General features: G+C 66.1%; 24 protein-coding genes. 18 read left to right on the forward strand and 6 right to left on the reverse strand.

Translation table 11 applies throughout. From position 1 onward, the window contains the following. Positions 1-76: 76 nt before the first annotated feature. The 13 genes from F462_RS03785 (at position 77) to F462_RS03845 (ending at position 11,231) form a co-directional block, all read left to right on the forward strand. Positions 77-349: a phosphopantetheine-binding protein gene (locus F462_RS03785; RefSeq protein WP_038054799.1), complete on the forward strand. Its 273-nt coding sequence runs from the start codon at positions 77-79 to the stop codon at positions 347-349. Next, positions 346-960 carry a COG4648 family protein gene (locus F462_RS03790; protein WP_038051729.1) on the forward strand — a complete coding sequence of 205 codons (615 nt, stop codon included), beginning with the start codon at positions 346-348 and terminating at the stop codon, positions 958-960. Before F462_RS03785 ends, F462_RS03790 begins: the two co-directional genes overlap by 4 nt. Then, the gene (locus F462_RS03795; protein WP_038051732.1) at positions 957-2,318 is read left to right on the forward strand and encodes an AMP-binding protein; all 1,362 of its coding nucleotides are present in this window, start codon (positions 957-959) and stop codon (positions 2,316-2,318) included. Before F462_RS03790 ends, F462_RS03795 begins: the two co-directional genes overlap by 4 nt. Beyond that, positions 2,309-2,665, forward strand: coding sequence for a hotdog family protein (locus tag F462_RS03800; protein ID WP_038051735.1), 357 nt, complete (start codon positions 2,309-2,311; stop codon positions 2,663-2,665). Before F462_RS03795 ends, F462_RS03800 begins: the two co-directional genes overlap by 10 nt. Next, entirely contained in the window at positions 2,662-3,561 is a 900-nt protein-coding gene (locus F462_RS03805; protein ID WP_038051738.1) for an LpxL/LpxP family acyltransferase, read from the forward strand. Before F462_RS03800 ends, F462_RS03805 begins: the two co-directional genes overlap by 4 nt. A 322-nt stretch (positions 3,562-3,883) precedes the next feature. Further along, positions 3,884-4,432 (forward strand): LolA-related protein, encoded by a 549-nt coding sequence (locus F462_RS03810; protein WP_038051740.1) that lies wholly within the window; start codon positions 3,884-3,886, stop codon positions 4,430-4,432. A 3-nt stretch (positions 4,433-4,435) separates the two neighbouring features. After that, entirely contained in the window at positions 4,436-6,793 is a 2,358-nt protein-coding gene (locus tag F462_RS03815; RefSeq protein ID WP_038051742.1) for an MMPL family transporter, read from the forward strand. A 62-nt stretch (positions 6,794-6,855) separates the two neighbouring features. Continuing rightward, positions 6,856-8,043: a beta-ketoacyl-ACP synthase gene (locus F462_RS03820; protein ID WP_038051744.1), complete on the forward strand. Its 1,188-nt coding sequence runs from the start codon at positions 6,856-6,858 to the stop codon at positions 8,041-8,043. Then, positions 8,040-8,819, forward strand: a complete 780-nt coding sequence (locus tag F462_RS03825) for a beta-ketoacyl synthase chain length factor (protein ID WP_038051747.1) — start codon at positions 8,040-8,042, stop codon at positions 8,817-8,819. Before F462_RS03820 ends, F462_RS03825 begins: the two co-directional genes overlap by 4 nt. A gap of 31 nt (positions 8,820-8,850) precedes the next feature. Continuing rightward, positions 8,851-9,312 (forward strand): hotdog family protein, encoded by a 462-nt coding sequence (locus F462_RS03830; RefSeq protein ID WP_038051749.1) that lies wholly within the window; start codon positions 8,851-8,853, stop codon positions 9,310-9,312. After that, positions 9,309-10,031 carry a 3-oxoacyl-ACP reductase FabG gene (fabG, locus tag F462_RS03835; protein ID WP_038051752.1) on the forward strand — a complete coding sequence of 241 codons (723 nt, stop codon included), beginning with the start codon at positions 9,309-9,311 and terminating at the stop codon, positions 10,029-10,031. The genes F462_RS03830 and fabG overlap by 4 nt, the downstream gene beginning before the upstream one ends. Before the next feature lie 7 nt (positions 10,032-10,038). After that, entirely contained in the window at positions 10,039-10,761 is a 723-nt protein-coding gene (locus F462_RS03840; protein WP_038051755.1) for a glycosyltransferase family 2 protein, read from the forward strand. Between the two features lie 74 nt (positions 10,762-10,835). Next, the gene (locus F462_RS03845) at positions 10,836-11,231 is read left to right on the forward strand and encodes a hypothetical protein (RefSeq protein ID WP_038051761.1); all 396 of its coding nucleotides are present in this window, start codon (positions 10,836-10,838) and stop codon (positions 11,229-11,231) included. Positions 11,232-11,415: 184 nt separating this feature from the next. Here F462_RS03845 and F462_RS03850 read toward each other — a convergent pair whose 3' ends face one another. Next, positions 11,416-11,889 carry a Z-ring associated ZapG family protein gene (locus F462_RS03850; RefSeq protein WP_156100413.1) on the reverse strand — a complete coding sequence of 158 codons (474 nt, stop codon included), beginning with the start codon at positions 11,887-11,889 and terminating at the stop codon, positions 11,416-11,418. Between the two features lie 156 nt (positions 11,890-12,045). On the opposite strand from F462_RS03850, the gene F462_RS03855 reads away from it, so the two are divergent. Both F462_RS03855 and F462_RS03860 read left to right on the forward strand, forming a co-directional pair. Continuing rightward, entirely contained in the window at positions 12,046-12,597 is a 552-nt protein-coding gene (locus F462_RS03855; protein ID WP_038051766.1) for a hypothetical protein, read from the forward strand. A 7-nt stretch (positions 12,598-12,604) separates the two neighbouring features. Then, entirely contained in the window at positions 12,605-13,234 is a 630-nt protein-coding gene (locus tag F462_RS03860) for a DUF2459 domain-containing protein (RefSeq protein WP_038051767.1), read from the forward strand. 323 nt (positions 13,235-13,557) lie between these two features. On the opposite strand, the gene dacB is transcribed toward F462_RS03860, so the two are convergent. The 3 genes from dacB to efp all read right to left on the reverse strand — a co-directional run bounded on the left by dacB (position 13,558) and on the right by efp (position 16,670). Next, on the reverse strand, positions 13,558-15,045 hold the full coding sequence (gene dacB, locus F462_RS03865; protein WP_038051769.1) for a D-alanyl-D-alanine carboxypeptidase/D-alanyl-D-alanine endopeptidase: 1,488 nt from the start codon (positions 15,043-15,045) through the stop codon (positions 13,558-13,560). Positions 15,046-15,121: 76 nt separating this feature from the next. After that, complete coding sequence (gene epmA, locus F462_RS03870; protein ID WP_038051772.1) at positions 15,122-16,087, reverse strand: EF-P lysine aminoacylase EpmA; 966 nt, start codon at positions 16,085-16,087, stop codon at positions 15,122-15,124. A 19-nt stretch (positions 16,088-16,106) separates the two neighbouring features. Further along, entirely contained in the window at positions 16,107-16,670 is a 564-nt protein-coding gene (gene efp, locus F462_RS03875) for an elongation factor P (protein ID WP_018142025.1), read from the reverse strand. 76 nt (positions 16,671-16,746) lie between these two features. Here efp and epmB point away from each other — a divergent pair, with 76 nt between their 5' ends. From epmB to F462_RS03890, 3 genes are all read left to right on the forward strand, one after another. Beyond that, on the forward strand, positions 16,747-17,799 hold the full coding sequence (gene epmB / locus F462_RS03880) for an EF-P beta-lysylation protein EpmB (protein ID WP_038051775.1): 1,053 nt from the start codon (positions 16,747-16,749) through the stop codon (positions 17,797-17,799). Positions 17,800-17,919: 120 nt separating this feature from the next. Continuing rightward, positions 17,920-19,821: a hypothetical protein gene (locus F462_RS03885; protein ID WP_038051777.1), complete on the forward strand. Its 1,902-nt coding sequence runs from the start codon at positions 17,920-17,922 to the stop codon at positions 19,819-19,821. Next, a complete protein-coding gene (locus F462_RS03890) occupies positions 19,818-21,890 on the forward strand; it encodes an EAL domain-containing protein (protein WP_038051779.1) in 2,073 nt (690 codons plus the stop codon). Before F462_RS03885 ends, F462_RS03890 begins: the two co-directional genes overlap by 4 nt. Before the next feature lie 258 nt (positions 21,891-22,148). Here F462_RS03890 and dnaJ read toward each other — a convergent pair whose 3' ends face one another. Next, on the reverse strand, positions 22,149-23,297 hold the full coding sequence (gene dnaJ, locus F462_RS03895; protein ID WP_208854126.1) for a molecular chaperone DnaJ: 1,149 nt from the start codon (positions 23,295-23,297) through the stop codon (positions 22,149-22,151). A gap of 140 nt (positions 23,298-23,437) precedes the next feature. Then, on the reverse strand, positions 23,438-25,369 hold the full coding sequence (gene dnaK, locus F462_RS03900) for a molecular chaperone DnaK (RefSeq protein WP_038051786.1): 1,932 nt from the start codon (positions 25,367-25,369) through the stop codon (positions 23,438-23,440). Position 25,370 lies beyond the last annotated feature (1 nt).

The raw sequence follows: 25,370 nt of genomic DNA on the forward strand, positions 1-25,370 counted from the left end.
GCAGGGTGACCGTCACGCGAACCGGAAGTTCGCGGAGGGTCACAAAACCGCACATCACCACATCCCGGGGGAACACGTGGCATCGCAAACAACGTTCGAGCAGGAAGTCGCCCAATTGATCGTCGACAGCCTTAACCTGGAGGACGTGGCCGCGGAAGAGATCGAACCCGAAAATGCCCTGTTCCGCGATGGGCTGGGGCTGGACTCCATCGACGCCCTGGAACTGGCCCTGGCGATCTCTCGCGCCTACGGCGTTCAGATCCGTTCCGACGACGAGAACAACCGCCAGATCTTTGAGTCCCTGCGTGCCCTGAGCGCCCACATCGAGGCGAACCGAGCCGCGTCGTGAACACCCCCCTCGCCGCCAGCGTGGCCCTGAGCTATCCAGTCGCGGTTGTACTCGGCGTGACCTTCGATGTCCCTCTGTTGCCGCTGGCGATCCTGGCTACCCTCATCCTGGTGGCGAGCTGGGCCTCCCTGGGATCCGCGGGCCGGACCGCGCTGGTCGCGGCGCTGGCTGGCGCCATCGCGCTCGTACTGACGCTCGGCGCCGGAACCTGGCTGCTATACGCGATGCCGGTACTGATCATGGGGCTGCTGTCGTGGCTGTTCGCCCGCTCGCTGCTCCGCGGCTCCACACCGCTGATCACCCGCTACGCCCTGGCGATGGGCGCCTCCGACACCCCCTCGGTACACCGCTACACGCGTAACCTCACCGTGGCCTGGGCGCTTCTGTGCGGCACCCTGGCGGTCGCCTCCGGCCTACTGGCCGTGTTCGCCTCCGCGACCACCTGGGCCTTGTTCGCCAACGGCGTGAACTATCTGCTACTGACCGCTCTGTTCCTGCTGGAGTACCCACTACGGCGCTGGCTGTTGCATAACGAGCCCCGGCGCGGCTTTCTTGCCTACCTCGTCGAACTCGCCCACGTAGATCATCAGCAGATGCTGAAACAGCCATGACCGGGATCCAAGACTACCCGCAGGACATCCTGCCTCTGCTGGCCGACACGCCCGCGCCCCTGGCCCGTATCGGCAAGCGAACGGTCTCGCGCGCTGCATTCCTGGCCGATGTGCAGGTACTGGCCGCGCGCCTGCCGCAAGCTCGAACCGCCTTCAACCTGTGCCAGGACCGCTACCACTTTGCAGTCGCCTTCGCCGCAATCCTGCTGCGCCGCCAGATCAACCTGCTGCCGCCGAACCGCGGACGCACCACCCTGGCGGAGATCGCCGGCCAGTACCCGGATGCCCCCGCCCTGGTCGACGGACGGGATGCCGAGATCGCGATCCCGGTCCTGCGGGTATCCGCCTGCGGCGAGGCCGGGGAGAGCGCGGCGCCAATCCCGACGATCCCCAGCGACCAGACCGCCATCCTCGCCTTTTCTTCGGGCAGCACCGGCACGCCCACGATCCATGCGCGGAGCTGGGGCGCCCTGCATGCGGTCACCCATCAGGCGCTGGAATGCTTCGACCTGCAGGACGGGGCCGATCCGCCGAGCCTGGTGGGGACAGTCCCGCCGCAGCATATGTACGGCCTGGAATCGACCATCCTGTATGCCCTGCTGGGCCATGCGACCTTGCTGAGCCAGCGGCCGTTCTATCCCGAGGACGTGCGCGCCGCGCTGGCGGCCTACGCCCCGGCCGTACTGGTCACCACACCCTTTCACCTGAATGCCTGTCTGCGCGCGGGACTGGAATGGCCGCAACCTGAACGCATCCTCTGCGCAACTGCACCACTGGACCCGGAGACAGCTGGCGCGTCCGAGCGCATATTCGGTTGCCGCCTGGACGAGATCTACGGCTGTACCGAGGCCGGGGCCATCGCGACTCGGCGCACCACCCGCGAGAGCGATTGGACCACCTACCCTGGGGTGGAGATCGACGCCAAAGATGACGGCATCGTCCAGGTCCAGGGGCCGCAGCATCCCGCAGCGGTCCCGCTGCCGGACCATATCGAAGCCCACGACGCCCACCATTTCCGCATGGAGGGACGTCTGGCCGACCAATTGAACATTGCCGGCAAGCGGGCCTCACTGGCCGACCTGAACCGGCGCCTGAACGCGATCCCCGGCGTCCTCGATGGGGTCTTCATCCCGCCGGAGCCGAGCACCGACGCCCGCGGCGTAACCCGCCTGGCCGCGCTGGTGGTGGCACCCGGGCGCAGCGAGGCCGAGATCCAGGCCACGCTGGCCGAATGCCTGGACCCCCTGTTTCTGCCGCGCCCACTGGTCCACGTCGACCACCTGCCGCGCTCGGCAACCGGCAAGTTGCCGCGTCAGGTCCTGCTGGATCTCCTCGCACGCCACGGCGAGTGCGCCTGACGCGCGCCCTGCCCGTGTCTTCCCTCATCCAGTCCAGCGTGCGCTGTATTGCGGCCGATCATCCGTCGCTTCCAGGGCATTTCCCAGGGCACCCAGTCGTGCCCGGCGTGGTCATCCTCGACCAGGTCGCCGCCGTTGCCCAAGCTCATGGCCTGGGCCCGATCGAGGCCCTGCCCCAGGTCAAGTTCCTGGCCCCGCTGAAGCCGGATGTCGACTTTCGCGTCGAGATCGACCCACCGGGACGAGGCGATCGCCAGGCCTTCCGCGTGGTCGCCGACACCGCCGACGCCCCCGTGACCTTCTGTTCCGGGCAACTGTGCACGACCCACGACACTCCGGCCGCATGAGCCGCGCCTGGTTCCAGCAGAAGGAGCGGGGCTCGCCACTGGCCCTGCGCATCATCCTTTGGGTAGCGCTGAATGTCGGCCGCCGCGCCAGCCGCGCCCTGCTCTACCCGATCACCGCCTATTTCCTGCTGTTCGCCCCGCAATCGCGGCGCCACAGCCGCAACTACCTGCGGCGCGTGCTGGGGCGCGAGCCACACCTGATGGACCTGGCCCGGCACCTGCACTGCTTCGCGGCGGTCATCCTGGACCGAGTCTTCCTGCTGGCCGGTCAGGACGACCGCCTGGATATCCAGGTGCACAACCGCGAGGTCTTCCTCGAACACGTCGACAGTGATCAGGGCGCGATCCTACTGGGCGCCCACCTCGGCAGCTTCGAGGCCCTACGAGCACTGGCGGTCGGGAAGTACGACTTCCCGGTGCGAGTCCTGATGTACAACGACCACAACCAGAGCATCACCCAGTTTCTGGAGGCCCTGAACCCTGAAGTTGCCGCGTCGGTCATCCCGCTGGGGCACACCGAGACCCTGATCCAGGCCCGTGAGTGCCTGGATCAGGGCGAACTGATTGCGACCCTGGGCGATCGTGTGGCCGAGAGCGACAAGATGGTCGCCTGCGACTTCCTTGGCGACACCGCGCTATTCCCGCAGGGTCCGCTCCTGCTGGCCGCGGTGCTCAAGGTTCCGGTTATCCTGTGTTTCGGGCTCTATCGCGGCGGCAACCGCTACGATATTGTCTTCGAACCCTTCGCCGAGACCATCGACGCCCCGCGCGGCCAGCGCGACGAAGCCCTGGCACAGTGGGTACAACGCTACGCCAGCCGCCTCGAGGCACGGGTACGCGAGGCCCCCTACAACTGGTTCAACTTCTATGACTTCTGGGACGACACATCGCGCTAGGGAAACACTGATTAATGCTCGCGCTCGCGCTCGAGTCACTTTTGCGTGCGAACAAGGCGCGGCGACTGCCGTGCAGTCATTCTGCACAAGGGAACCGCAACGCCGTGCGCGCGCAAAAGCGGCCGAGCCCCGTCTTTCAATAGCTTGTGGGGGTTGGCACCCCAGGTTCCCCGATCCTGCGTTGCGCCGCTTGCGGGTAGAACCACTACCCGCTGCACGACGCGCCTTGTCTCGGCAAACCTGGGGTGCCAACGCGAGCGCGTGCATTAATCAGTGTTTCCCTAGCGGTATCCGGCGAGCCACCCCAACCCTGATACTGCTGATGATCGCGCTGCTGGTTCCGGCCGATGCTACCGCCGGCGACACGCTGGACCGCATCCTGGCGGGGCTGGCCACCGATCGTGACGCGACGCTCACATTCGAAGAGCGCCGCGACGACCCGATGCTGGAGTTCCCCGAGACCCGCTCGGGCAGCCTGTTCTTCGAGCCCCCCGATACCCTGATCCGCCAGGTCGACGGCCCGCGCGGCGAGAAGGTCCACATCGAGGGCGACACCCTGACCCTGGAGCGGCGCAGCTCCAGCCGCGAGATTGACCTCAGCGAACAGCCTGCGCTGGCGACCCTGGCCGGACTGTTCCGGGCCCTGCTGACCGATGATCGCGAGACGCTGGAGGGTGATTTTGAGATCGAGCTCTCGGGGGATGCCGACGCCTGGACCCTGGAGCTGGTCCCGCGCGACCGTGCCCTGCGCCGCATGGTCCCGGAACTGACCCTGAGCGGCACGGATGGAGAGCTGCGCGAGTTGGTCACCATTGAATCGGGCGGCCACCAAAGCCGCATGCGCTTCGAACCATCCCAGTACGCAGACTGACACTTGCGCGGCCTCACCTCCCGCATCGCCCTGGGCCTCTGGTTGATTGCCCTGCTGCTGGCCGCGCTAACGCTCACCCTGCGCGGCGAGCTGGTCACCGATCTGCAGGGCTTCGCCCCGGACCCCATCAGCGAGGGCGGGGTCCCTCTGGACCCGGGCGCTGGCCCAGCCGCGCGCATCCTGCTGCTGGCCATCGAGGGCGGCGACGCCCGTGCGCGAGCGAACGCAAGCGATGCCCTGGTCGCCGCCCTGGAGGACCAAACCGATGTGGCCGGCATCCACAACGGGCGCCTGAACCCTGACGACCCGGCGCTGGATTTCCTGCTCGAACATCGCTATCTGCTAAGCCCACAGGTCAACGCCGAACACTTCGAAGAGGCTCGCCTTGCAGAGCACCTGGAGGCCCGTCGCGACGACCTCTCCAGCAGCGTCCCGGAGCTACCCCGAGAACTGATCCCGCGCGACCCCACTGCCGAGATCCCCTCTGTGCTGGAGCAGCTCGCCGCCAGCGGGGGGCGTGCCACCACCGGTCCCCAGGGCGTCTGGATCGACCCGCATCGGGAGCGGGCCCTGCTGGTATTGCGCAGCGGCGCCGACGGCATGGACCTGGACGCCCAGGCGATATTGATCGAACGCACGCAGGCAACCTTCGCGGCGCTGGATACGCCGGATCTGCATCTACGGATCGCGGGGCCGGCGGTGATCGCCGTGGAATCCCGCGCCACCATCCGCAGCGAGGTGACCTGGATCACCGCCGGGGCGAGTCTGGCCCTGGCCGTTTTGCTACTGGCCGTGTTCCGTCACCCCCACCCGGTCTGGCTGGCGGCCGTCCCGCTGGCCAGCGGCATCCTGGTCGCCGCAGCGACCGTCACCGTGGTATTCGGCCACCTGCACGGCATCGCGCTGGCGTTCGGCATTACGGTGCTAGGGATTGCCCTGGACTATCCGCTGCACCTGTTCGCCCATGCCCAGCGACCGCGCAGCGCGAGCATCCCGGACATCGCGCGCGAGCTGTGGCCGGCCATCGCCCTCGGGGCCGGGAGTACCGTGCTGGTCTACGCCCTGATGGCGATGACCGGCTTCTCGGGCATGGCGCAGCTGGGACTGTTCGTGCTCACGGGGGTGGCGGTGGCGGCCCTGGTGACGCGCTGGGTCCTGCCTACACTGTTCCCTGCCCGACTGCGCAATGAGGGGCTTCCGCCCCTGCGCCTGCCACTGCCCTCCGGCCTCGCCCATCCCCCTGTCTGGGCGCGCTGGGGGATGGCCGGGCTGACCCTGGCGGCCGTCGTCGTGATTGTGACCACGGAGCCCTTCCCGTGGGAGGACCGTCTGTCCGCGTTGCATCCGGTGCCGGACGACCAGGTCGCGCTGGACCAGGAGCTGCGCGAAGCCCTGGGTCTGCCGGATGTCCGGCATGCGTTGCTGATCACCGGCGAGACCCCCGAGCAGGTCCTGCAAGCCAGCGAGGCCCTGGAAACCAGCTTGGCAACCCTGCGGACCGAGGGCACCCTGGAGGACTACGACCATGCCGCCGATGTGCTGCCGAGCCAGGCGCGGCAGGAAGAACGCCAGGCCGCCCTGCCAACACCCGATACCCTGCGCGAGCGCCTGCGGGCCGCTAGCACCGGGCTGGGCTTTCGTGCCGGGGCGTTTGACCCGTTTGTGACCGACATCGAGAACGCCCGCCAGCAGAGCCTGCTGACCCCAGAAGCGCTGCCCGAGGGTCCCCTGCGCAATGCTCTGGAGCCGCTCCTGCAGGCGCGTGAAGACGGTACGCGCTGGATCGCCTGGGTCCGCCTGCAAGGGGTCCACGACCCGGACGCACTGGCCCAATGGGCCGACGATATATCCACCGGCAACGACACCGCGCTCCAGTACATCGACTTCTTCCGCGCCTCGGAGGAGCTGGTCATCGGGTTCCGCAACGAGGCCCTGGAACGCCTGGCCCTGGGCATCCTCGCAGTCGCACTGTTGCTTCTGGCCGTGACCCGGGCGCCGGGTCGCAGCCTGCGCATCCTGACCGCGGTGGGAACCGGGCTCTTGCTGACGGTGGCGACACTGGTGCTGCTTGGCGTGCAGCTGTCGCTATTCCACCTGATCGCTCTGCTGCTGATCACCGGCCTGTGCCTGGACTACGCGGTGTTCTTCAGCCGTCCGCTGCGCGAGGCCGCCTCACGCCTGCGCAATCTGCGTTCGGTCAGCGTCTGCGCACTGTCCACCCTGGTGGTCTTCGGCCTGTTATCCCTTTCCAGTCTTCCGGTCTTGCAGGCCATGGGTCTCACCGTGGTGCTCGGCGTGGTATTTTCCTTCTTCGCCGCCGCGCTGCTGGCCCCCGAGACGGGACCACAAGCGGCCGCCTGACGCGACACGGACACCACTCACCCGGGGATCCCTCCGGCTACAACCCGCAGACACGCCGCTCCATGGACCCCCTGGTCATCACTGCCCATACCCTGACAAGCGCTGCCGGCACCGGTATCGCCGCGAATACCGAGGCCCTGAAACACGGGACCAGTGGACTGCACCCCTGTGACCTGGATGCCGTCACCCTGGAGACCTACATCGGTCGCGTGCCCGGCGTGGAGACCATCACCCTGGAGGGGCACCTGGCTCCGTTCCAGTGCCGGAACAACCAGCTCGCGGAGCTGGGCCTGCGCCAGGACGGCTTTGCCGAGGCGGTGACCGCCGCGGCACAACGCCATGGCCCGGACCGGGTCGCGGTCCTGCTAGGGACCAGCACCTCCGGGATCGCCGCCACCGAGGCCGCCTACCACCGGCGCGATCCGCAGACCGGGGCACTACCGCCGGACTACGACTACCAGCATACCCAGAACATGTTCTCGCTGGCGGATTTTGTCGCCACCCGCTTTGGCCTGTCCGGCCCGGCCATGGTGATCTCCACCGCATGCTCATCCAGTGCCAAGGTCTTTGCCGACGCCCAACGCTTCATCGCGGCAGGGCTGTGCGACGCGGCCGTGGTCGGTGGCGTGGACAGCTTGTGCGGCATGACGCTGTACGGCTTCAATGCCCTGCAGTTGGTGGCCGCCCAGCCGTGCAGTCCGCTGGACCGCGACCGTGCCGGGATCTCCATCGGTGAGGCCGCCGGCTACTTCCTGCTGGAACGCGCCACCGCCGACACCCCCGGCCCGCGCCTGATCGGTCACGGCGAATCCTCGGATGCCCATCACATGTCCGCGCCTCACCCTGAAGGCCTGGGGGCCGGGACGGCCATGCAACAAGCCCTGGGGCGCGCGGGTTGCCATGGCGAAGCGGTCGATTACGTGCTGATGCACGCCACGGCCACCCCGGCCAATGACCGCTCCGAGGCCCGTGCCCTGACGCACAGCCTGGGAACAGGGTGCCGCGCCGTCGGCAGCAAGGGCCTGACCGGGCACACCCTGGGGGCCGCCGGCGCGGTCGGCGTCGCACAGGCCCTGGCCAGCCTTGCCGGGGGATTCATCCCGCCCACCGCCGGGCTGCAGACCCTGGACCCGGAACTGGACCTGGATGCCCGCGCCGACGTCGAACAGCGACCGGTGCAGCGGGTCTTGGTGAATGCCTTCGGCTTCGGTGGCAACAACTGCAGCCTGCTCCTGGAGGCGGCCCCATGAACCCGATCGGCTTGTACGCCGTGGGCCTGCTGGGCCCGGGCCTGGAGGACTTCGAGAGTGCCCGGCCGGTGTTGGCCGGCAAGGCCCCACTGACGAGCCGGGATGTGCAGATCCCGCCGCCTGGGCTGCTGCCGGCCAACGAGCGTCGCCGTACTACGGCGACTATCCGTCTGGCATTGAAGGTCGCGGAAGAGGCTACCGAAGGTGCGGATCGCAGCCAGCTGCGCAGCGTGTTTGCCTCATCCTCCGGCGACATGGACATCATCGACCGCATCTGCGACGCCCTGACTCATCCGGAACCCGTGGTCTCGCCGGTGCAATTCCACAACTCGGTGCACAACGCACCGGCCGGAAACTGGTCCATCGCCACCCGCAACCCGGCCCCGGCCACCGCGCTTTCGGGCTACACCGCGAGCCTTGCGACCGGCCTGCTGGAGGCCGCCACCCTGCAGCTGACCGAGGGCGGCGGGGTACTTCTGGCCTGCTACGACGTGCCGTCGATGGAGACCTTCGCCCACGTACGGCCCATCCACCATCCCTTTGCAGTGGCCCTGCGTCTTGGGCCGGCCGAAGGGGCGCCGTGGCGATTGCAGCTAGCGTTCGGGGGGGATGTCCCGGCCGATCGCTGCCGGGTCGACGAACTGGAGGCACTGCGCGATAGCAACCCCGCCGCGCGGGCCTTGCCACTGCTGGAACAGCTGGCTCGGGGGACCCCCGGCCATGTTACGCTGCAGGCTCCACTGGGCCGATCCCTGAGCATCCAGATCGAGCCCTGATTTGTCCGCCCGGATCAGGAAGATCCCGCGTATGCCACCCCGACCCGAAAGCCTGGATCACGAGGCCATTTGCCGGCTACTGCCGCATGCCGGGGCCATGTGTCTGCTGGATTCCGTGGAAAACTGGTCCGACACCGTTATCCATTGTCGTGCCGATCGCCACCGGGACCCGACCAACCCGCTGCGCGGGGAGGACGGGCTACACGCCCTGGCCGCGCTGGAATACGGAGCCCAGGGTATGGCCGTGCACGGCGCGCTGCTGGCCGACGCCGGGCCGCCTCGCGCAGGCTACCTGGCCGCCGTCCGCGACCTGAAGTTGCCGGTTCAACGACTCGACGACCTGGAGGCCCCGCTGACGATCGAGGCCGAGCGCATCCTGTCGGATGCCAACAGCTCCATCTACGACCTGCGGGTCACCGCGGGCACGCAGGCCGTGCTAAGCGCCCGCGCGACGGTCATCCTGCAACCCGCCGACGAGGAACCAACGTCATGACCATCCGCGCCCTGATCACCGGCGCCAGCGGCGCGATCGGCGCCGCGATTGCCGAGGCCCTGGCCGTATCCGGGCATGAGGTCATCCTGCACGCCCATCGCAATGCCAAAACGGCCGAGGCAACGGTGGAGGCCATCCGGGCGGCCGGAGGGCAAGCCCAGGTGCAGGTATTCGACATCACCGACGAGGCCGCCTGCCGCGCAACCCTGGAGCCCCTGGCGGCCGAACAGCCCATTCAGATCCTAGTCCACAACGCGGGAATCCACGATGACGCCCCGCTGGCCGGGATGAGCCGGGAACAATGGGATCGCCCAATCAATGTTGGGCTGAATGGCTTCTACAACGTTACCCAACCGTTGCTACTGCCGATGATCACAACGCGTTGGGGGCGGGTGATTGCGATCTCGTCCGTCGCCGGGCAGATCGGCAACCGCGGCCAGACCAACTACGCCGCGGCCAAGGCCGGGCTCCACGGCGCGATCCGCTCCCTCGCCCAGGAAGTGGCCTCGCGCGGGATCACCGCCAATGCGGTCGCGCCCGGGATCATCGAGAGCCCGATGAGCGAATCCAGCTTTGATGCCGACACCATCCGCAGCATGGTCCCGATGCGCCGCGCCGGCCAACCCGCGGAAGTCGCGAACGTGGTCGGCTTCCTCGCCAGCGAGGCGGCCAGCTATGTCTCCGGCCAGGTGATCGGCGTCAACGGCGCCCTCGCCTGATCGCGCCATGACCGCCGTCGTAGCCCTGATCCCGGCCCACAACGAGTCCGTCACCATCGAGGCGGTGGTGGCCGGTGCCCGCGCCCATGTCGACCGCGTGATCGTGGTCGACGACGGCTCCGATGACGATACGGCCAAGCGGGCCGAGGGACAGGCCGAGGTCCTGCGACAGAACACAAACGGCGGCAAGGCCGCCGCCCTGTGGGCCGGCATGCAGCACGCCCTGGCCACTGGTGCGGATGCGGTCGTAACCCTGGATGCCGATGGACAGCACGACACCCGCGAGATCCCCGCACTGATCGCCGCCTGGAACGAGACCCCGAACCGGCTAATCCTGGGCGCGCGCCTGAAGGGCCGTGAACACACGCCTCCTTTGCGCCTGTTTGGTGATCGCATGGCGGACTTCTGGATCGCCTGGGCATCCGGACAGCCATTGCAGGACTCGCAATCGGGCTTCCGCCTCTATCCGTCCGCGTTGTTGCAACGCCTGGATTTGCGCCACCACCGGTCCCGTGGCTTCGTGTTCGAATCCGAGGCACTGATCGTCGCCGAACGCCTCGGGTTTCCCGTGCGGGGCGTCCCGGTGCGCTGCATCTATCCAGAGGACTGCCGCCCCAGCCACTACCGGCCCACTGCCGACACCCTGCGCATTATCGCGATGGTAGCCAGCCACCTGCTCCGCCGCGGGATGCGGCCCGCAGGGCTGTGGCGATCCCTGCGTAGACCTTGATACCAACCGGCGTGGAAAGCGCGAGCGGACCTGTCTACACTCCCACACGCCAATACCCAGAGGAGGAAAACACCATGCACACCAAGACCTTGCTGGTCATTCTGATGGTGGCACTCGTCGCCCTGGCAGGCTGCCGCGGGACCGTGCCAGTTCAAGACATCAGCGGCACATCGGTCACCGACGTCGACGGCGAGCGCCCCAGTGCCGAACAGATGGAACGCGCCATCCGCACCGCCGGTGCCTCGCTGGGCTGGCGCATGGAAGAGACCCAAGACGGCTTGCTGGAGGGCCGACTCAGCCTGCGTGACCACGTGGCCGTGATAGAGATCCCGTACGCCGCGGGCGAATACAGCATCCGCTACAAGGACAGTTCCAACCTGGACTACGCGGACGGCAACATTCACCCGAACTACAACAACTGGATCCAGAACCTGGACAACCAGATCCGCGCCCAGCTCTCCGCCCTCTGATCCATCGCCGAAAAAGGGCATCTACAGGAAGACTGGAAGAGCGGAAGGAATACAGGGGGAATAATCCGCATGGATTTTCCCAACGCCACAACCCATCTTCCGGTCTTCGTACCTTCCTGTTAGCGCTTTTCGGCTTTTTCCGTCAGCTTCGTGGAGTGATAACCGGTTGGTTCCGCGGCGGCGGTCAGTCAGGGCGAGGGTGGTCGTCCGGTTTGCGGGGCGCGTCTCCGGAGCCCTTGCCGGCCGGCTCGTCGTCCTGGGCGTCCGACTCGTTGGCGCCGCCGGCGGCCTCGCCGGGGCCGGTGCCATAGTCGCTACGCGTCATGTGGGATAACAACTGACCCGCGCGGTCCTCCAGGCGGTCCCGGGTCGGCTTGTCCGCCAGCTCCTCCGCACTCTGTGCGAGGTGGTGGTAGAGGTCCCGGTAGGACCCCGCCATGGTGGCGAAAAGCGTGGCGGTGCGATCGAAATGGTCGTTGACCTGGCTGCGGTAGCGGGTCAGCTCCTGCATGCGCCTATCCAGCTCTTCTTCCAGTTCGCGGATCAGCTTGCGCTCGTCACTGGTCACGCGACCGACCCAGAACCCCACCAGGCCGGCCACCACGATCGCCAGAATCCCGAGGGCCACCCACAGTCCGACTGCTGTCTGCTCTTCCACCACGACATCCTCTGAAAATGTAAGGGCCATTGTGCCGCAGCCCCTGGTCGAACGCACTTCCGGGCATGCTAACCTCGCCTCAAGAAGGAAGCCGGACGTCGCAGCAATGTCCTACATTCGAACCATTCGTCCCAGCATGAGCGAGCCCGTCCCAACATGATTGACCTGCAACACGCGCAACAAATCCGTCAGGCGCAGGCCGGCCTGATCAACCTGGTTGTACAGGCCACGCAGAATCCCGAGACGCGCCGTGAACTGGAGCCGGTACTGAACCAGGCGCACGAGGCCGGATGGGGTGACCTGATCCTGCGCATCCGCCGGGTGCTTGAGGGCGAACGCGACCCGGCCCTGCTGCACGGCCTGGACGATGAAGACACCGTGATCCTGACGGCAATCCTGTCCGGACTGCAGGACCCGTCGACCCTGCCCGACCCCGAGCAAAGCGGCGACCCCGCGCAGGCGGCGCCCGGCCTCGCACAGATGATTCACGGTGCGGCCCGCGGCGATGTCCAGTCCCTGCACTGGCTGTCGCAGATGGCCGAGCAGATGAGCCGCGCTGGCGGTGACATGGCTCTCCTCGGTGGCATCACCAAGCGCCTGGTGGACGGCGAGCGCGACCCCGAGACGCTGTGCCGGGGTATGGGCGCCCAGGGCGAATCACTGGTCCTCTCTATCCTTGCAGAGCTTGGCAAGCTCGAGCAGCACTGATCCGCCCATGCGGCCACCCGCTCATCAGCGCGTCCCCGCCCCTCGCGGAGCGCGGGCCCTCCGCCTGGCACTGGTTACACTGACTCTGTCGCTGATCCAGGGCTGCGCCGCCGTCACGGTGCAGGCGCCACCGGAACCAGACGACCCCGTGACCGTCGCGCTTCTGGACCATGGCCGTCATTCCAGCCTGGTCCTGCCGACCGAGAATGCCGACATCTGGCGCCGCTATTCCTATGGTGACTGGGCCTTTTACGTTGAACGGCGCACAGGCCCTCTGGTCGGCCTGGCCGGGCTCTTCCTGCCGACACGTGGCGGACTGGGACGCCAGACGCTCACCGGGCCCGAACTGGCGGGCGCGGTGGAGCATCAACTTCGGGTGCCACTGGAAGAGCTCTATCCGCTAATCGTCACTCGGGAACGGGTCACACGGCTGCGGGAGGAACTGGAGGCCATTTGGGAGACCGGCAACGACGACCGGGCGCAGTCTACCGAGTGGGACATGGCCTTCGTCGAACACCCGGAGTCCTACACACTATTCAACAATTCCAACCGCATGGTCGCCCGCTGGCTACAGGCGCTGGAGATCGACGTCTCGCGCCCCCCAATCCTCTCCAACTGGCACGTAGAGCCTCCCTAAAACCTGAAATTCATTTACAGGCAGGTTCGAAGACCGGAAGGATGCGACGAGGGCGGCCGCGATGGGTTCCGCTACTAAATCACTATCCCTCTCCCAATCTTCTTGCCTTCCTGTCGATGCTTATTGCTTTAAGGAGACGCTGATTTAATCGCGCGTCCGCGCTCGAGTCGCTTTTGCGTGCGAACAAGGCGCGGTGACTGCGGTGCAGTCATTCTGCACAAGGGAGGCGCAACGCAGGATCGGGAAACAGGGGGCACCAACGCGGACGTGCGATTGAACCAGCGTCTCCTTAAAGGTCCCTGCCACGGAGGCACGCGGGTGGGTCAGAAGCGGTGGGCCCATTCGAGGACCGCATCCTGGAGGTTTCGGCCCATGCCGAGATGGGCACGTGGATCGTTGACCAGCACGACCACGGCCAGGTCATCTCCGCCTTGAGTGCGCACATAGCCGGCGACTGTCGAGACCTCGTTCAGATGCCCGGTCTTCAGGTGCATCTGCCCGCGTAAGTCGCGCTGGCTGCCATTACGGAAACGGTTGCGAAGCGTCCCGTCCAACCCCGCCAGCGCCAATGAGGACTGAAACTCTGGACGGTGGGGGTGCTTCCAGCCCGCCTCCAGGATGCCGCCCAACTGGCGTGCCGTCATCCGGGTATGCCGACTCAGGCCGGAACCGTTGTCGACCACCATACCCCCCACATCAACCCCCATGCCACGCAGCGATTCCAGCAACGCTTCACGCCCCTTCTCGAGGGTCGCGGGCGGGGTGAAATGGCGAGCCCCCAGGGTCAGGAGCAGGTGGCGGGTCATCACGTTGGAACTCCACTTGTTGGAGACCCGAATCAGATCCGCCAGCGGCCGCGAGGTATGGCGCAGGATCGGCTCGTCGTACAAGACGGGCAGGACACCAGGGCGAATCTCGCCGGTCAACTCACCGCCCCATTGTTCCCAGTGCAGGCGGAACATCTCGGCGTGATTGGCCTCCGGCGACAGCACCGAGCGCAGCATTTCGTAGTCGCCACAGTTGACCGGATACTCGCCAGCGAGGGTAACCCGCTGCGCCTCTGGGTTGGCGTTGAAGCGGATCCCCCTTTGCCAGGCCCCACAGCTGCCACGGGTTGGTTGCAAGCGGTTCACGATCTCCAGCCCGGGCAAAGGCGGATCGACGGTCACGTCGATGCCGTCCCCGCGACGTTCGGGGCGAACCCGAAAGCGCTGGGCGTTGGAATTCACATGCAGGGCGTAGGGCAACTGATTGTAGGCACGCAGCGGCTGGTCATTGAACGCCGCCGGATCCTCGGGGGCTAGCTCGAAATGCGAGGCGTCGAGGATGACATTGCCCTCGATGCGCCGGAGCCCGGTCTGGCGCAGCTGTCCCAGCATGCGCCAGTGTTCCTCGCTGACCATGCCGGGATCGCCGGTCCCTCGAATCACCAGATCGCCCCGCAGCACACCGTCGCGCACCGGACGCGTCGCCCATATCTCGGTGGTCCAGGTGTAATCCGGGCCCAGTTCGTGCAGGGCGGCCAGCGAAGTCGCCAGCTTCATGGTGGAGGCGGGGTTGTAAGACTGATCGACGTTCAGGCGCGCCAGCACCGCACCATCGGACATCCGCTGGACCCACAAGCCGACGTTCTCCGGCGGCAGCCGCTGGCTTTCGATCGCCTGTTGCAACGGACCGGGCAGATGTTCGAACTGGGCCTGTGCAACCGGCGCTGCCAACCAAAACAGCGCAACCCACCACAGATAACCACCACCCAAAAACCAGCGCCCCCAAGGGCTACCCTGGCGACACAAAGAGCGATACGGAGACATGCGGCGAACCATCCTGAGAAGGCGTGATGAACAGCGCCCTATACTGGTCCCAAGCGACCTCCCGGACAAGCCCCGATTACATCCGCGACCAGGGGAAATCGAGCACCTCGTCAATGCGGGAAACATCCAGCAGACACATCAGCAGGCGATCTACGCCCAGGGCCACGCCGGCACAGTCTGGAAGACCGGCATCCAGCGCCGCCTCCAGGTGCCGATCAGGTGGCGGTAGCGTCTGGCCACGCTCGCGGCGGATCGCCATATCCCGATCCCGGCGAAGGCGAAACACCTTGGGATCTGTCAGTTCGAAATAGCCGTTGGCCAATTCCAGGTCGCCCCAGTAGAGCTCGAAACGGGCGGCGTAGTCCGGCCGGCCGACGCAGGGGCGTGCGAGCACGGCCTGGCTCTCGGGGTAGTCGAACAAGATCGTCAGCCTGTCCGGCGGGAATCGTGGTGCGATGACCAGACTGATCAGGGCATCCAGCCAGCCATCCCGGTCCAAGCCACCATGAATGCTGAGCCCGTGATCCACCGCCACCCGTTCCAGTTCCGCGGCATCCGCGCGCACGGGGTCCACATTCAGGGTGGTACGAAACAGGTCCGCGTAGGCGATCTCTTTGCAGCCGCTGGGTGCCCGCCAGTCGGGCGACCGGGACGCCTGATCCACGATCAGCGCGACCACCTCGCGAGCCAGTGCATGGTGGTCCAGGTCTCGGCGGTACCACTCCAGCAGGGTGAACTCGGGGTTGTGGCGGGGGCCCGTTTCGCCGCCGCGGAAGACCCGAGCGATTTGGTAGATATCCGGGGCCCCGCCCGCGAGCAGGCGCTTCATCGGGAACTCAGGCGAGGTCTGCAGATAGCCCCGCTCACCGCCAGGGGCCTGTGCCTCCCAGCTCTCCAGCATCGGGTCCAGGGGCGCCCCGCGGCTCAGGATCGGGGTCTCCACCTCAAGCACCCCGCGCTCCGCGAAGAACGCCCGCAGCCCGGCAAGCAGGCGGGCGCGGGCCGTGCGGGCCTCGGCCGCACCCGGCCGCCAGTCGCTCATACCGTTGGGGCCGGCGACGTCAGGCGCGCGAGACGTATTCGCCGTTGCGGGTATCGACCTTGATCGTCTCGCCTTCTTCCACGAACAACGGGACCTTGACCACTGCCCCGCTCTCCAGCGTGGCCGGCTTGGTGCCGCCCTGCGCGGTATCCCCACGCAAGCCCGGATCGCACTGGGTAATCTTCATCTCGGTAAAGGCCGGCGGCACCACCGAGAGCGGTTCGCCGTTCCACAGGGTCACCGTGCAGGTGTCCTGCTCCTTCAGCCACTGGCCGGAATCCCCCAGCGCGGCCTCGCCAACGGCGTACTGCTCGAAGGTATCCGGCACCATGAAGTGCCAGAACTCGCCATCGTTGTAGAGATACTGCATCTCGGTATCCATTACGTCGGCGGCCTCAACCGACTCACCGGACTTGAAGGTCTTCTCCAGTACCCGGCCGGTGCGCAGATTGCGCAGCTTCACCCGGTTGAAGGCCTGCCCTTTGCCAGGCTTGACGAATTCGTTCTCGACGATGGACTGCGGATCGCCATCCAACAGGAGTTTGAGACCGGCCTTGAATTCGTTGGTACTGTAGGTTGCCATTGCGCGCTGTCCTCAAAGATGCGTGGCGCGGACACGCCGCCCCGTCCGGAAACGAACCATGCCCACAAAGCCCGTCATGATAACGCGCGCGCCGCGCGGAACCCAGTCATCCACAACGACCGGGCCGCGCACCACACCGCTCTGGCAACAGGCGCTGGCACGCGCGATCAAGGACCCGGAGACGCTTCTGCAAAGGCTCGGGCTACCATCCACGTCGCTGCCGAGCGCGCAGGCGGGGCATCGGTTGTTCCGCACCCGCATCCCGGAGAGTTACCTGGCGCGCATGCGTCCGGGCAACCCGGATGACCCGCTGCTGCGGCAGGTCATGCCGCGCAACGAAGAGACCCATGAGCTTCCCGGCTTCGTCAGCGACCCGGTGGGGGATCACGACGCCCTGGCAGCGCCGGGCGTGGTGCACAAATATCATGGCCGGGCCCTGCTGCTAACCACTGGGGCCTGCGCCATCCACTGCCGCTACTGCTTCCGCCGCGAGTTCGATTACGCCGAACACAATCCTGCCCAGGACGACTGGGAACCCGCGCTGGACTACATCGCGGGCCATCCGGAACTCCACGAAATCATCCTCAGCGGCGGAGACCCTCTAGCGCTTAGTGACGTCCGGCTAAAGCGCCTCGCCGATCGCCTGGCCGCCATCCCCCACCTCCAGCGTCTACGCATTCACACCCGTCTGCCCGTGGTCCTGCCGGAGCGAGTGGACGATGCCCTGCTGACCTGGCTCGGGCAGGGTCGCCTGCAGCACGTCCTGGTGCTGCACGCGAACCACCCGCGCGAATTCGCCGCACCGGCGGATGCGGCCCTGCGGCGACTGCAGGCGGCCGGGATCACCCTGCTCAACCAGGCCGTCCTGCTCGCGGGGGTCAACGACGATGTCGAGACCCTGGTCGAACTCCAGGAGGCCGGTTTTCGCCTCGGCGTGCTTCCCTACTACCTGCACCAGCTCGATCGCACCCGCGGCACCGCGCACTTCGAGGTCCCGGACGCGCGCGCCCACGCGCTGTACCAGGCACTGCACGCCCGCCTGCCAGGCTACCTGGTTCCTCGGTTGGCGCGCGAGATCTCCGGCGCCCCCGGAAAGACGCTCCTGGCACTGTTTCCCGGTCGTGAATGAAGCACATCAGCGACCACACCGTTTGCACCGTTTGCTGCTAAAGTAGCGCCAGCTTTATCGTCTCGAGCGCCCGCGAAGACCATAAGGTCAGCATCTCCCCAGCAACCACTGGATATGCCCATGCTGCAAGCCCTGCCCGAGCTACCCGCCCAACCGGCCGGTCCTGGCAGCTTTCCTCACCAGACCCCGCAGGCGCTGAGGGCCTGGTGCGAAGCGCTACCCGGCAGCGAGCCCGAGCTCGGCATCCGACAGCTGGGGGACGCGGTGAACGCACTCAACGCCACCGCCCTGCGCCCGGGTCTGCGGGCCTCGCTGCTGGAGATCCTGGAAGACCATCTACTGCCCCTGCTGCCGGCACTGGAGCGCCTGCTGCGCCAGCGTCCACTCCCGCTAGGCGACCGCAGCCGGGAGCGCGCCGAAAGCCACAGCACCGTGCTACATGCCCTGGTTCAGGCCGAGCTGCTGGTCGTACGCGAACGCATCGACACGGTCGACGCTCGCCACAGCGAGCGTGTGGCACCCCACCTGCAAGCGGCCGTCACCCTGCTCGCCGCCTTGAGCGTGCACTATTGGCGGCTGTACCAGCCAATGCCTTCGGGGCATTGGCAACAACTCTTCGACCTGCTTCGACTGGCCCGATCCCAGGGTCTGGCCAACGAAGCGGCCGCCACGCAGAAACGCCTTGGCCCCCTGTCGGTCGACACCATCGAGAGCGTGATGGCACGCCTGATGGTATTGAGCAACACGGACACGAACGCCTTGAAGATGGGTGAGATCGACATCCTGGCCCACTGGATCGACAAGCTCCCGATGCAGTGCCGCGCCGCCCCTGACCCCACTCAGCATCCGGAACTCCCGGTTCTGCGCTGCGATCTTGATCGCGACCATGCCCCGGGCCTGGTCCTGCGCAGCAACCCCCCGACCGACTCCGCCTGTTTCGTAGAGCTGGCCCCGGTTCTGGAAGAACTGCGCGAACATCCGGATCGCCTGGAACCCGGTACCCACCAGGACGAGAGCCCCCTGGCCGAGCACCTCATTCGACTGTGGTCGCATCTGCCCACCCGCCGCCACAGCCGTGAACGCACCCAGGATCAGCAGCGGGTTTGTGTCCTCGGGCTGGAGCGGATCCACGGTTTCCTGCTGGCCGACATGGAGACCCAGCGCCAGGAACGGGAAGCGCCCACAGAAGGCGATCCGGATGAGGGTCGACCACAATCCCTGCAACAGCGCGACCGCGGGGTCAGCGTCTTTGCTATGTCCCAGGCGGCCTTACGCGGCTCGGATCTCGCGCTGGCCGACAACCCGCATTCGACCGGTCGCACCCAAGACCTTCGCCCCCTGATGGACGATATCCCAAGCGCCAGCGCCACGGCCTGGGAAGACGTCAGTCGGGGGCTCGAGATCTCTTCGCTGAACGATCCACAGGGGCCGATCACCAAGCGCCACCCCCCGGAACATTGGCGGGTCGACGACGTCGGTGCCGGCGGTGTTCGCCTGAACCTGGACGCGCCCCAGCAATCCCTGCTAATTGGCGACCTGGTCGGGCTGCGCGCGGTAGACGGGCACCGTTGGACGGTAGGCGTACTGCGCTGGATCCGTTACGACGACGCCCCCGACGCCGACCGTGGTGCCCGTATCAGCATCGGCGTGGAGTACCTGGCCAACCGTTGCCTGCCGATGCAGATTCAGGACTACCGCAATGGCATTGCCGCCGGGGTACCGCACCCCGGCCTTTTTGCCCCACAACGCACCGATGCCGAAGGGGCCGCGTTGTTCCTCCCGGCGCAGGTGTTCGACCATGAGAAACACGTCGTCTGCTGGCTGAACGGCCGCGCACGTGTCCTCGAGCTGGACAATGAGCGCACAGGCACTACGCTGTTCACCGAAGTGGGCTGCCGTATGACCGCCCTGGAGGTCACCAAGCCGCCCGACGAGGATTTTGGGGTCAACAACGGACCCGCCCTCGAGAATGACGACGGACCGCCATTCACGACCCGCAACCGCGACGATCAAGCCCCATGAACGAGACCATTCGCACCCTCTTCGTCACCAGCAACCCCAATCGGGCGGAAGAGGTCATCAGCAACATACGCACTCGCGGTAACGCGATTCGCCCGGAACAGGTCTCTACTACGGACGCCCTGGCCGAGGCGCTGGAAAACCGGCGCTTCGATGTACTCGTACTCATCGAACCTGGCCTCGGCCTGACCCGGGAACACATCGACGAGGCCCTGCTGGCCTCCGGCCGCCGCACGCCCGTCATCGTTTTGACTGAACGCGCTGAGGCGGAGCGGCTGGATGATTACGAGGCGGGTGCCTATGCCGTTGTGGACCACGAACTGAACGAGCTCGCCAGTATCCTTACCGTTCGCGCCGCCGAGCAATTCCAGCTGCGCCAGCAGATGGCGCGTATCGACACCTCGTTGCAGGAATCGGAGCGCCGCTGTCAGCTTTTGCTGGATAACTCGCGCGACGCGATCGCCTACGTGCATGAGGGCATGCACATCTACGCGAATGCCTCCTGGCGCGAGCGGTTCGGGATTGCCGATCCCGAAGAGATTGACGGCCTCCCCCTGATGGACCTGATCGCCCCGGAAAGCCGGGACGAACTGAAGGCCCTGCTGCGACGCTTCCAGAATGGCGAGGAGGGCGAGCAGGCGCACCAGGCCTTCCAGCTGCAGTCGTTTGACGGCACCCCGTTCGAGGCCAACCTGCGCCTGTCCACCGCCAGCGTCGAGGGCGAGGCCTGCACTCAGGTCCTGCTGGACTCGGCCCAGGAAGATCCGGAGCTGGCGGAAAAGATCGACTACCTGTCGCAACGCGATCTGGTCACCGGGCTGTACAACCGTCAGCACTTCACCGGGATGATCGAGGCCGCTCAGACCCAGGCCGCCCAGTCGGAGAAACCATTTGCCCTGGTGACCCTGGCGGTGGACCGATTCACCGATATCCGGGCCAACGTCGGGATGTCCGCCAGTGACCTACTACTGGCCGATATCGGCAAGCTGATCGAGGACCACTTCGCCGAACCCGCGATCGCGGCCCGCCTGGATGGCGAGCACTTCGGCATCCTGATTCCCGACACCCGCCGCAACGAGGTCGAATCCCGCATTCATGGACTGATGGAGGCCGTCACCGGGCGCGTCTTCGAACTCAGCAATGCCTCCACCAATTGCACCCTGTCGGCCGGGGTCGTGATCGCCGACGAGGCCGCAGCGAACGCCGAGGAACTGCTCGCTCAGGCAGACCGCGCGCTGCAGAAGGCCGTGGAGGTCGGCGGCGGAGCCCACCGCTTCTTCCGCCCAGCGGAAGGCGAGATGAATCAGGCCCAGGCCGACCAGCAGTGGAAGCTGCGCATCCAGGATGCCCTGGATCACAACCGCCTGGAACTGCTGTACCAGCCGATCGTAAACCTTCACGGGGCCGATCGACCGCGTTACTCCGTCTTCGTGCGTCTGCGTGATGCCGAAGGGCATGTCCACGAACCGGACGCCTTCCTGCCCAGCGCCGAACGTACCGACATGGCCACCCCCATCGATCGGTGGATCCTGAAGACGGCGCTGCAGGTCCTGGCGGAACAGCTCAAGCAGGATCCGGGTACTCAGTTCTTCCTGAAGCTGACCACCGGCTCACTGGGCGACCCCTCGGTCGTCAGCTGGCTACACGACGATCTGCATACCCTGCGCGTCCCAGCCGACAACGTGATCGTCGAGCTGAAAGAGCCAACCGTCGTCACCCACCTCAAACCGTCCATGCACGTCGCTCGCGGGCTCCAGGAAATGCACGGCCACCTGTGCATCGACGACTTCGGTAACGGCCTGAACCCGTTCCAGCTGCTGCAGCACCTGGAGGCGGACCACATCAAACTGGACCCGTCCTATGTGAAGAACTTGGCGGAAAGCGACGAGAACCAGCAGGTCATCCGCGAATACACCGAGGCGGCGCACACCAAAGGCAAGCAGGTCATCGTCCCTTACGTCGAGGACGCCAGCGTACTGGCCGTGCTCTACAGCCTGAACGTGAACCTCGTCCAGGGCTACTTCCTGCAGGCCCCCATGACGGCACCGACCTTCGACTTCTCCTCGACCTGAGCCATAACGCTCAGCGCTCCATTTTTCGCCACAAAGCGCACAGAAAAAGACGGGCCAAGGGCGATTCACAGGAAGTTTGGAAGACAGGAAGATTTTTTGGGGTGAAAGGACGGGAACAGTGACCGTCGCGAAGCCAACGCCGACCGTGCCTGTGCGGCCGACCACATTATCCCCCTTTCAATCTTCCCGTCTTCCTGTGAATCGCTTTTTTCTGTGGTGCAACCAACACGAGTGGCCACAGGCACGAGTGAGGAAGGGCTACTTGGACCAGAAGTTCAGGTCTTCGAAGAAGCCTTTCACGCCGTCCAGCCAGGATTGCTCCTGCGGGCTGTGCTTGGTGCCACCGGCCTGGGTCGATTCATCAAACTGGCGCAGGAGCTGCTTTTGCTCCTTGGTCAGGTTGATCGGCGTTTCCACCACCACGCGGCAGATCAGGTCACCAACCCCGCCGCCATGCACGGATTTCACGCCCTTGCCCCCAACCCGGAACTGCTTGCCGGTCTGGGTCTCCGCCGGAACCTTGAGCTTGACCCGTCCATCCAGCGACGGGACCTCCAGATCACCCCCTAGCGCGGCCGTCGCGAACGAGACCGGGACCTCGCAATGCAGGTCCGAACCGTCGCGTCGGAACAGCTTGTGCGGCTTAACCCGCACCTGCACGTAGAGATCGCCGGGCGGGCCACCGTTCATGCCCGCCTCGCCCTGGCCGGCCAGGCGGATACGGTCGCCATTGTCCACTCCGGCCGGGATCTTCACATCCAGGGTGTTCTGCTCCTGCACCCGGCCCTTGCCGTGGCAGGACTTGCAGGGGCTGGAGACGATCTTGCCCGAGCCCTCACAACGCGGGCAGGTCTGCTGAACCGAGAAAAAACCCTGCTGAATGCGCACCTGCCCCACACCGTTACAGGTCGGACAGGTCTCCGGCGAGGTTCCCGGTTCGGCGCCGGACCCGTCGCAGGCCTCGCAGCTCACCGTGGTCGGGATGCGGATCTTCACCTCGGTGCCGAATACAGCCTCCTCCAGGGTCAGATCCAGGTTGTACTGCAGATCGGAGCCACGATAGGCCCGTTGGCCGCGGCCGCCCCCGCCACCACCGAAGATGTCCCCGAAGATATCCTCGAAAATATCGCTGAAGTTGGAGGCCCCGGCCCCGCCGCCGAAGCCGCCGGCACTGCCATCCACCCCAGCGTGGCCGTAGCGGTCGTACGCCGCGCGCTTCTGATCGTCGCTGAGGACATCATAGGCGGAGCGCGCCTCCTTGAACTTGGCCTCGGCCTCCTCGTCCCCCGGGTTGCGGTCCGGGTGGTACTTCATCGCCAGGCGGCGGAAGGCCTTTTTGATATCGGCGGCCGAGGCGTCCTTGGAGACGCCCAGCACCTCGTAATAGTCGCGTTGTGACATGGTCATTCCCAGCTAGCCCGAATATTCGCGTGAACGCGGGATGCCTTCACGCAAACGCCCGGAGAGTACCCCGGGCGCGGCGTTAAATCGACAGGGAAACGCAAGTCTCCCTGGCGGTGGGGCACCAGGCCCCACCGGGTGTGGCATCAGCCCTGCTTTTTCTGGTCGTCGTTGACTTCCTCGAATTCGGCGTCCACGACGTCGTCGGTCTGCTGGCCGCTATCGGCCTGCTCAGCCCCCGCATCGCCCGCGGCATCCGCGCCCTGGGCATAGGCCTTCTCGGCCAGCTTGCCGGAGGCCTCCGCCAGCTTCTGGGTGGCCTGTTCGATGGCCTCGGGATCGTCCCCTTCCATCGCAGTCCTGACCTCGGCCACGGCCGACTCGATCGCCGTGCGCTCCTCGTCGGAAACCTGGTCCGCCAGATCCTTCAGCGATTTCTCGGCCGAGTGCACCAGGGCATCGGCCTGGTTACGCGCACCGACCAACTGCTGGAACTTCTTGTCTTCCTCGGCATGGGCCTCGGCATCCTTGACCATCTGTTCGACTTCTTCGTCGGACAGGCCAGAGGAGGCCTTGATCACGATCTTATTCTCCTTGCCGGTCGCCTTGTCCTTGGCCGAGACGTTCAGGATCCCGTTGGAGTCGATGTCGAAGGTAACCTCGATCTGCGGCACACCACGCGGCGCGGCCGGGATGTCCTGCAGGTCGAAGCGGCCCAGCGACTTGTTGGCGCTGGCCATGTCGCGCTCTCCCTGCAGCACGTGCACGGTCACCGCGGTCTGGTTGTCGTCGGCGGTGGAGAACACCTGGTTGGCCCGGGTCGGGATGGTGGTGTTCTTCTCGATCAGCTTGGTCATCACGCCACCCATCGTCTCGATCCCGAGCGACAGCGGGGTCACGTCCAGCAGGAGCACGTCCTTGACGTCGCCACCCAGCACGCCGGCCTGCACCGCGGCACCCACGGCGACGGCCTCGTCCGGGTTCACGTCCTTGCGCGGCTCCTTGCCGAAGAACGCCTGCACCGCCTCCTGCACCTTGGGCATGCGGGTCTGACCGCCGACCAGGATCACATCGTCCACCTCGGAAGCGGACAGGCCGGCGTCCTTCAGCGCGACCTTGCACGGCTCGATGGAACGCTTGACCAGGTCCTCGACCAAGCTCTCCAGCTTGGCGCGGGTAATCTTCAGCGCCAGGTGCTTCGGCCCGGTGTTGTCGGCCGTGATGTACGGCAGGTTGACCTCGGTCTGCTGGCTGGAGGACAGCTCGATCTTGGCCTTCTCGGCGGCCTCCTTCACGCGCTGCATCGCCAGCGGGTCACCCTTGATGTCGATGCCCTGATCCTTCTTGAATTCCTCGACCAGGTAGTCGATCAGGCGGTTGTCGAAGTCCTCGCCACCCAGGAAGGTATCGCCGTTGGTCGCCAGCACTTCGAACTGGTGCTCGCCATCCACCTCGGCGATCTCGATGATCGAGACGTCGAAGGTACCGCCACCCAGGTCATACACGGCGATCTTGCGATCCCCGCGCTGCTTGTCCATGCCGTAGGCCAGCGCGGCCGCGGTCGGTTCGTTGATAATGCGCTTGACCTCGAGCCCGGCGATCTTGCCGGCGTCCTTGGTCGCCTGGCGCTGGGAGTCGTTGAAGTAGGCCGGGACGGTGATCACCGCCTCGGTCACGGTCTCGCCCAGGTAGTCCTCGGCGGTCTTCTTCATCTTCTGCAGCACGCGCGCGGATATCTCCGGCGGGGCCATCTTCTTACCCTGCACCTCGATCCACGCGTCGCCGTTGTCGGCTTTCACGATGTTGTAGGAGACGAGCTTGATGTCCTTCTGGACCTCGCCTTCATCGAACTTGCGCCCGATCAGACGCTTGGCCGCGAACACGGTGTTTTGTGGGTTGGTGACCGCCTGACGCTTCGCGGACTGGCCGACCAGCACCTCGCCGTCGTCACTAAACGCGACGATGGACGGAGTGGTGCGGGTACCTTCGGCGTTTTCGATCACCTTGGCCTGATCGCCTTCCATGACGGCGACACAGGAATTGGTGGTACCGAGGTCAATACCAATGATCTTGCCCATG

It is taken from the genome of Thioalkalivibrio sp. ALJ1 (assembly GCF_000745395.1).
In the GTDB taxonomy this organism is placed as follows: domain Bacteria; phylum Pseudomonadota; class Gammaproteobacteria; order Ectothiorhodospirales; family Ectothiorhodospiraceae; genus Thioalkalivibrio.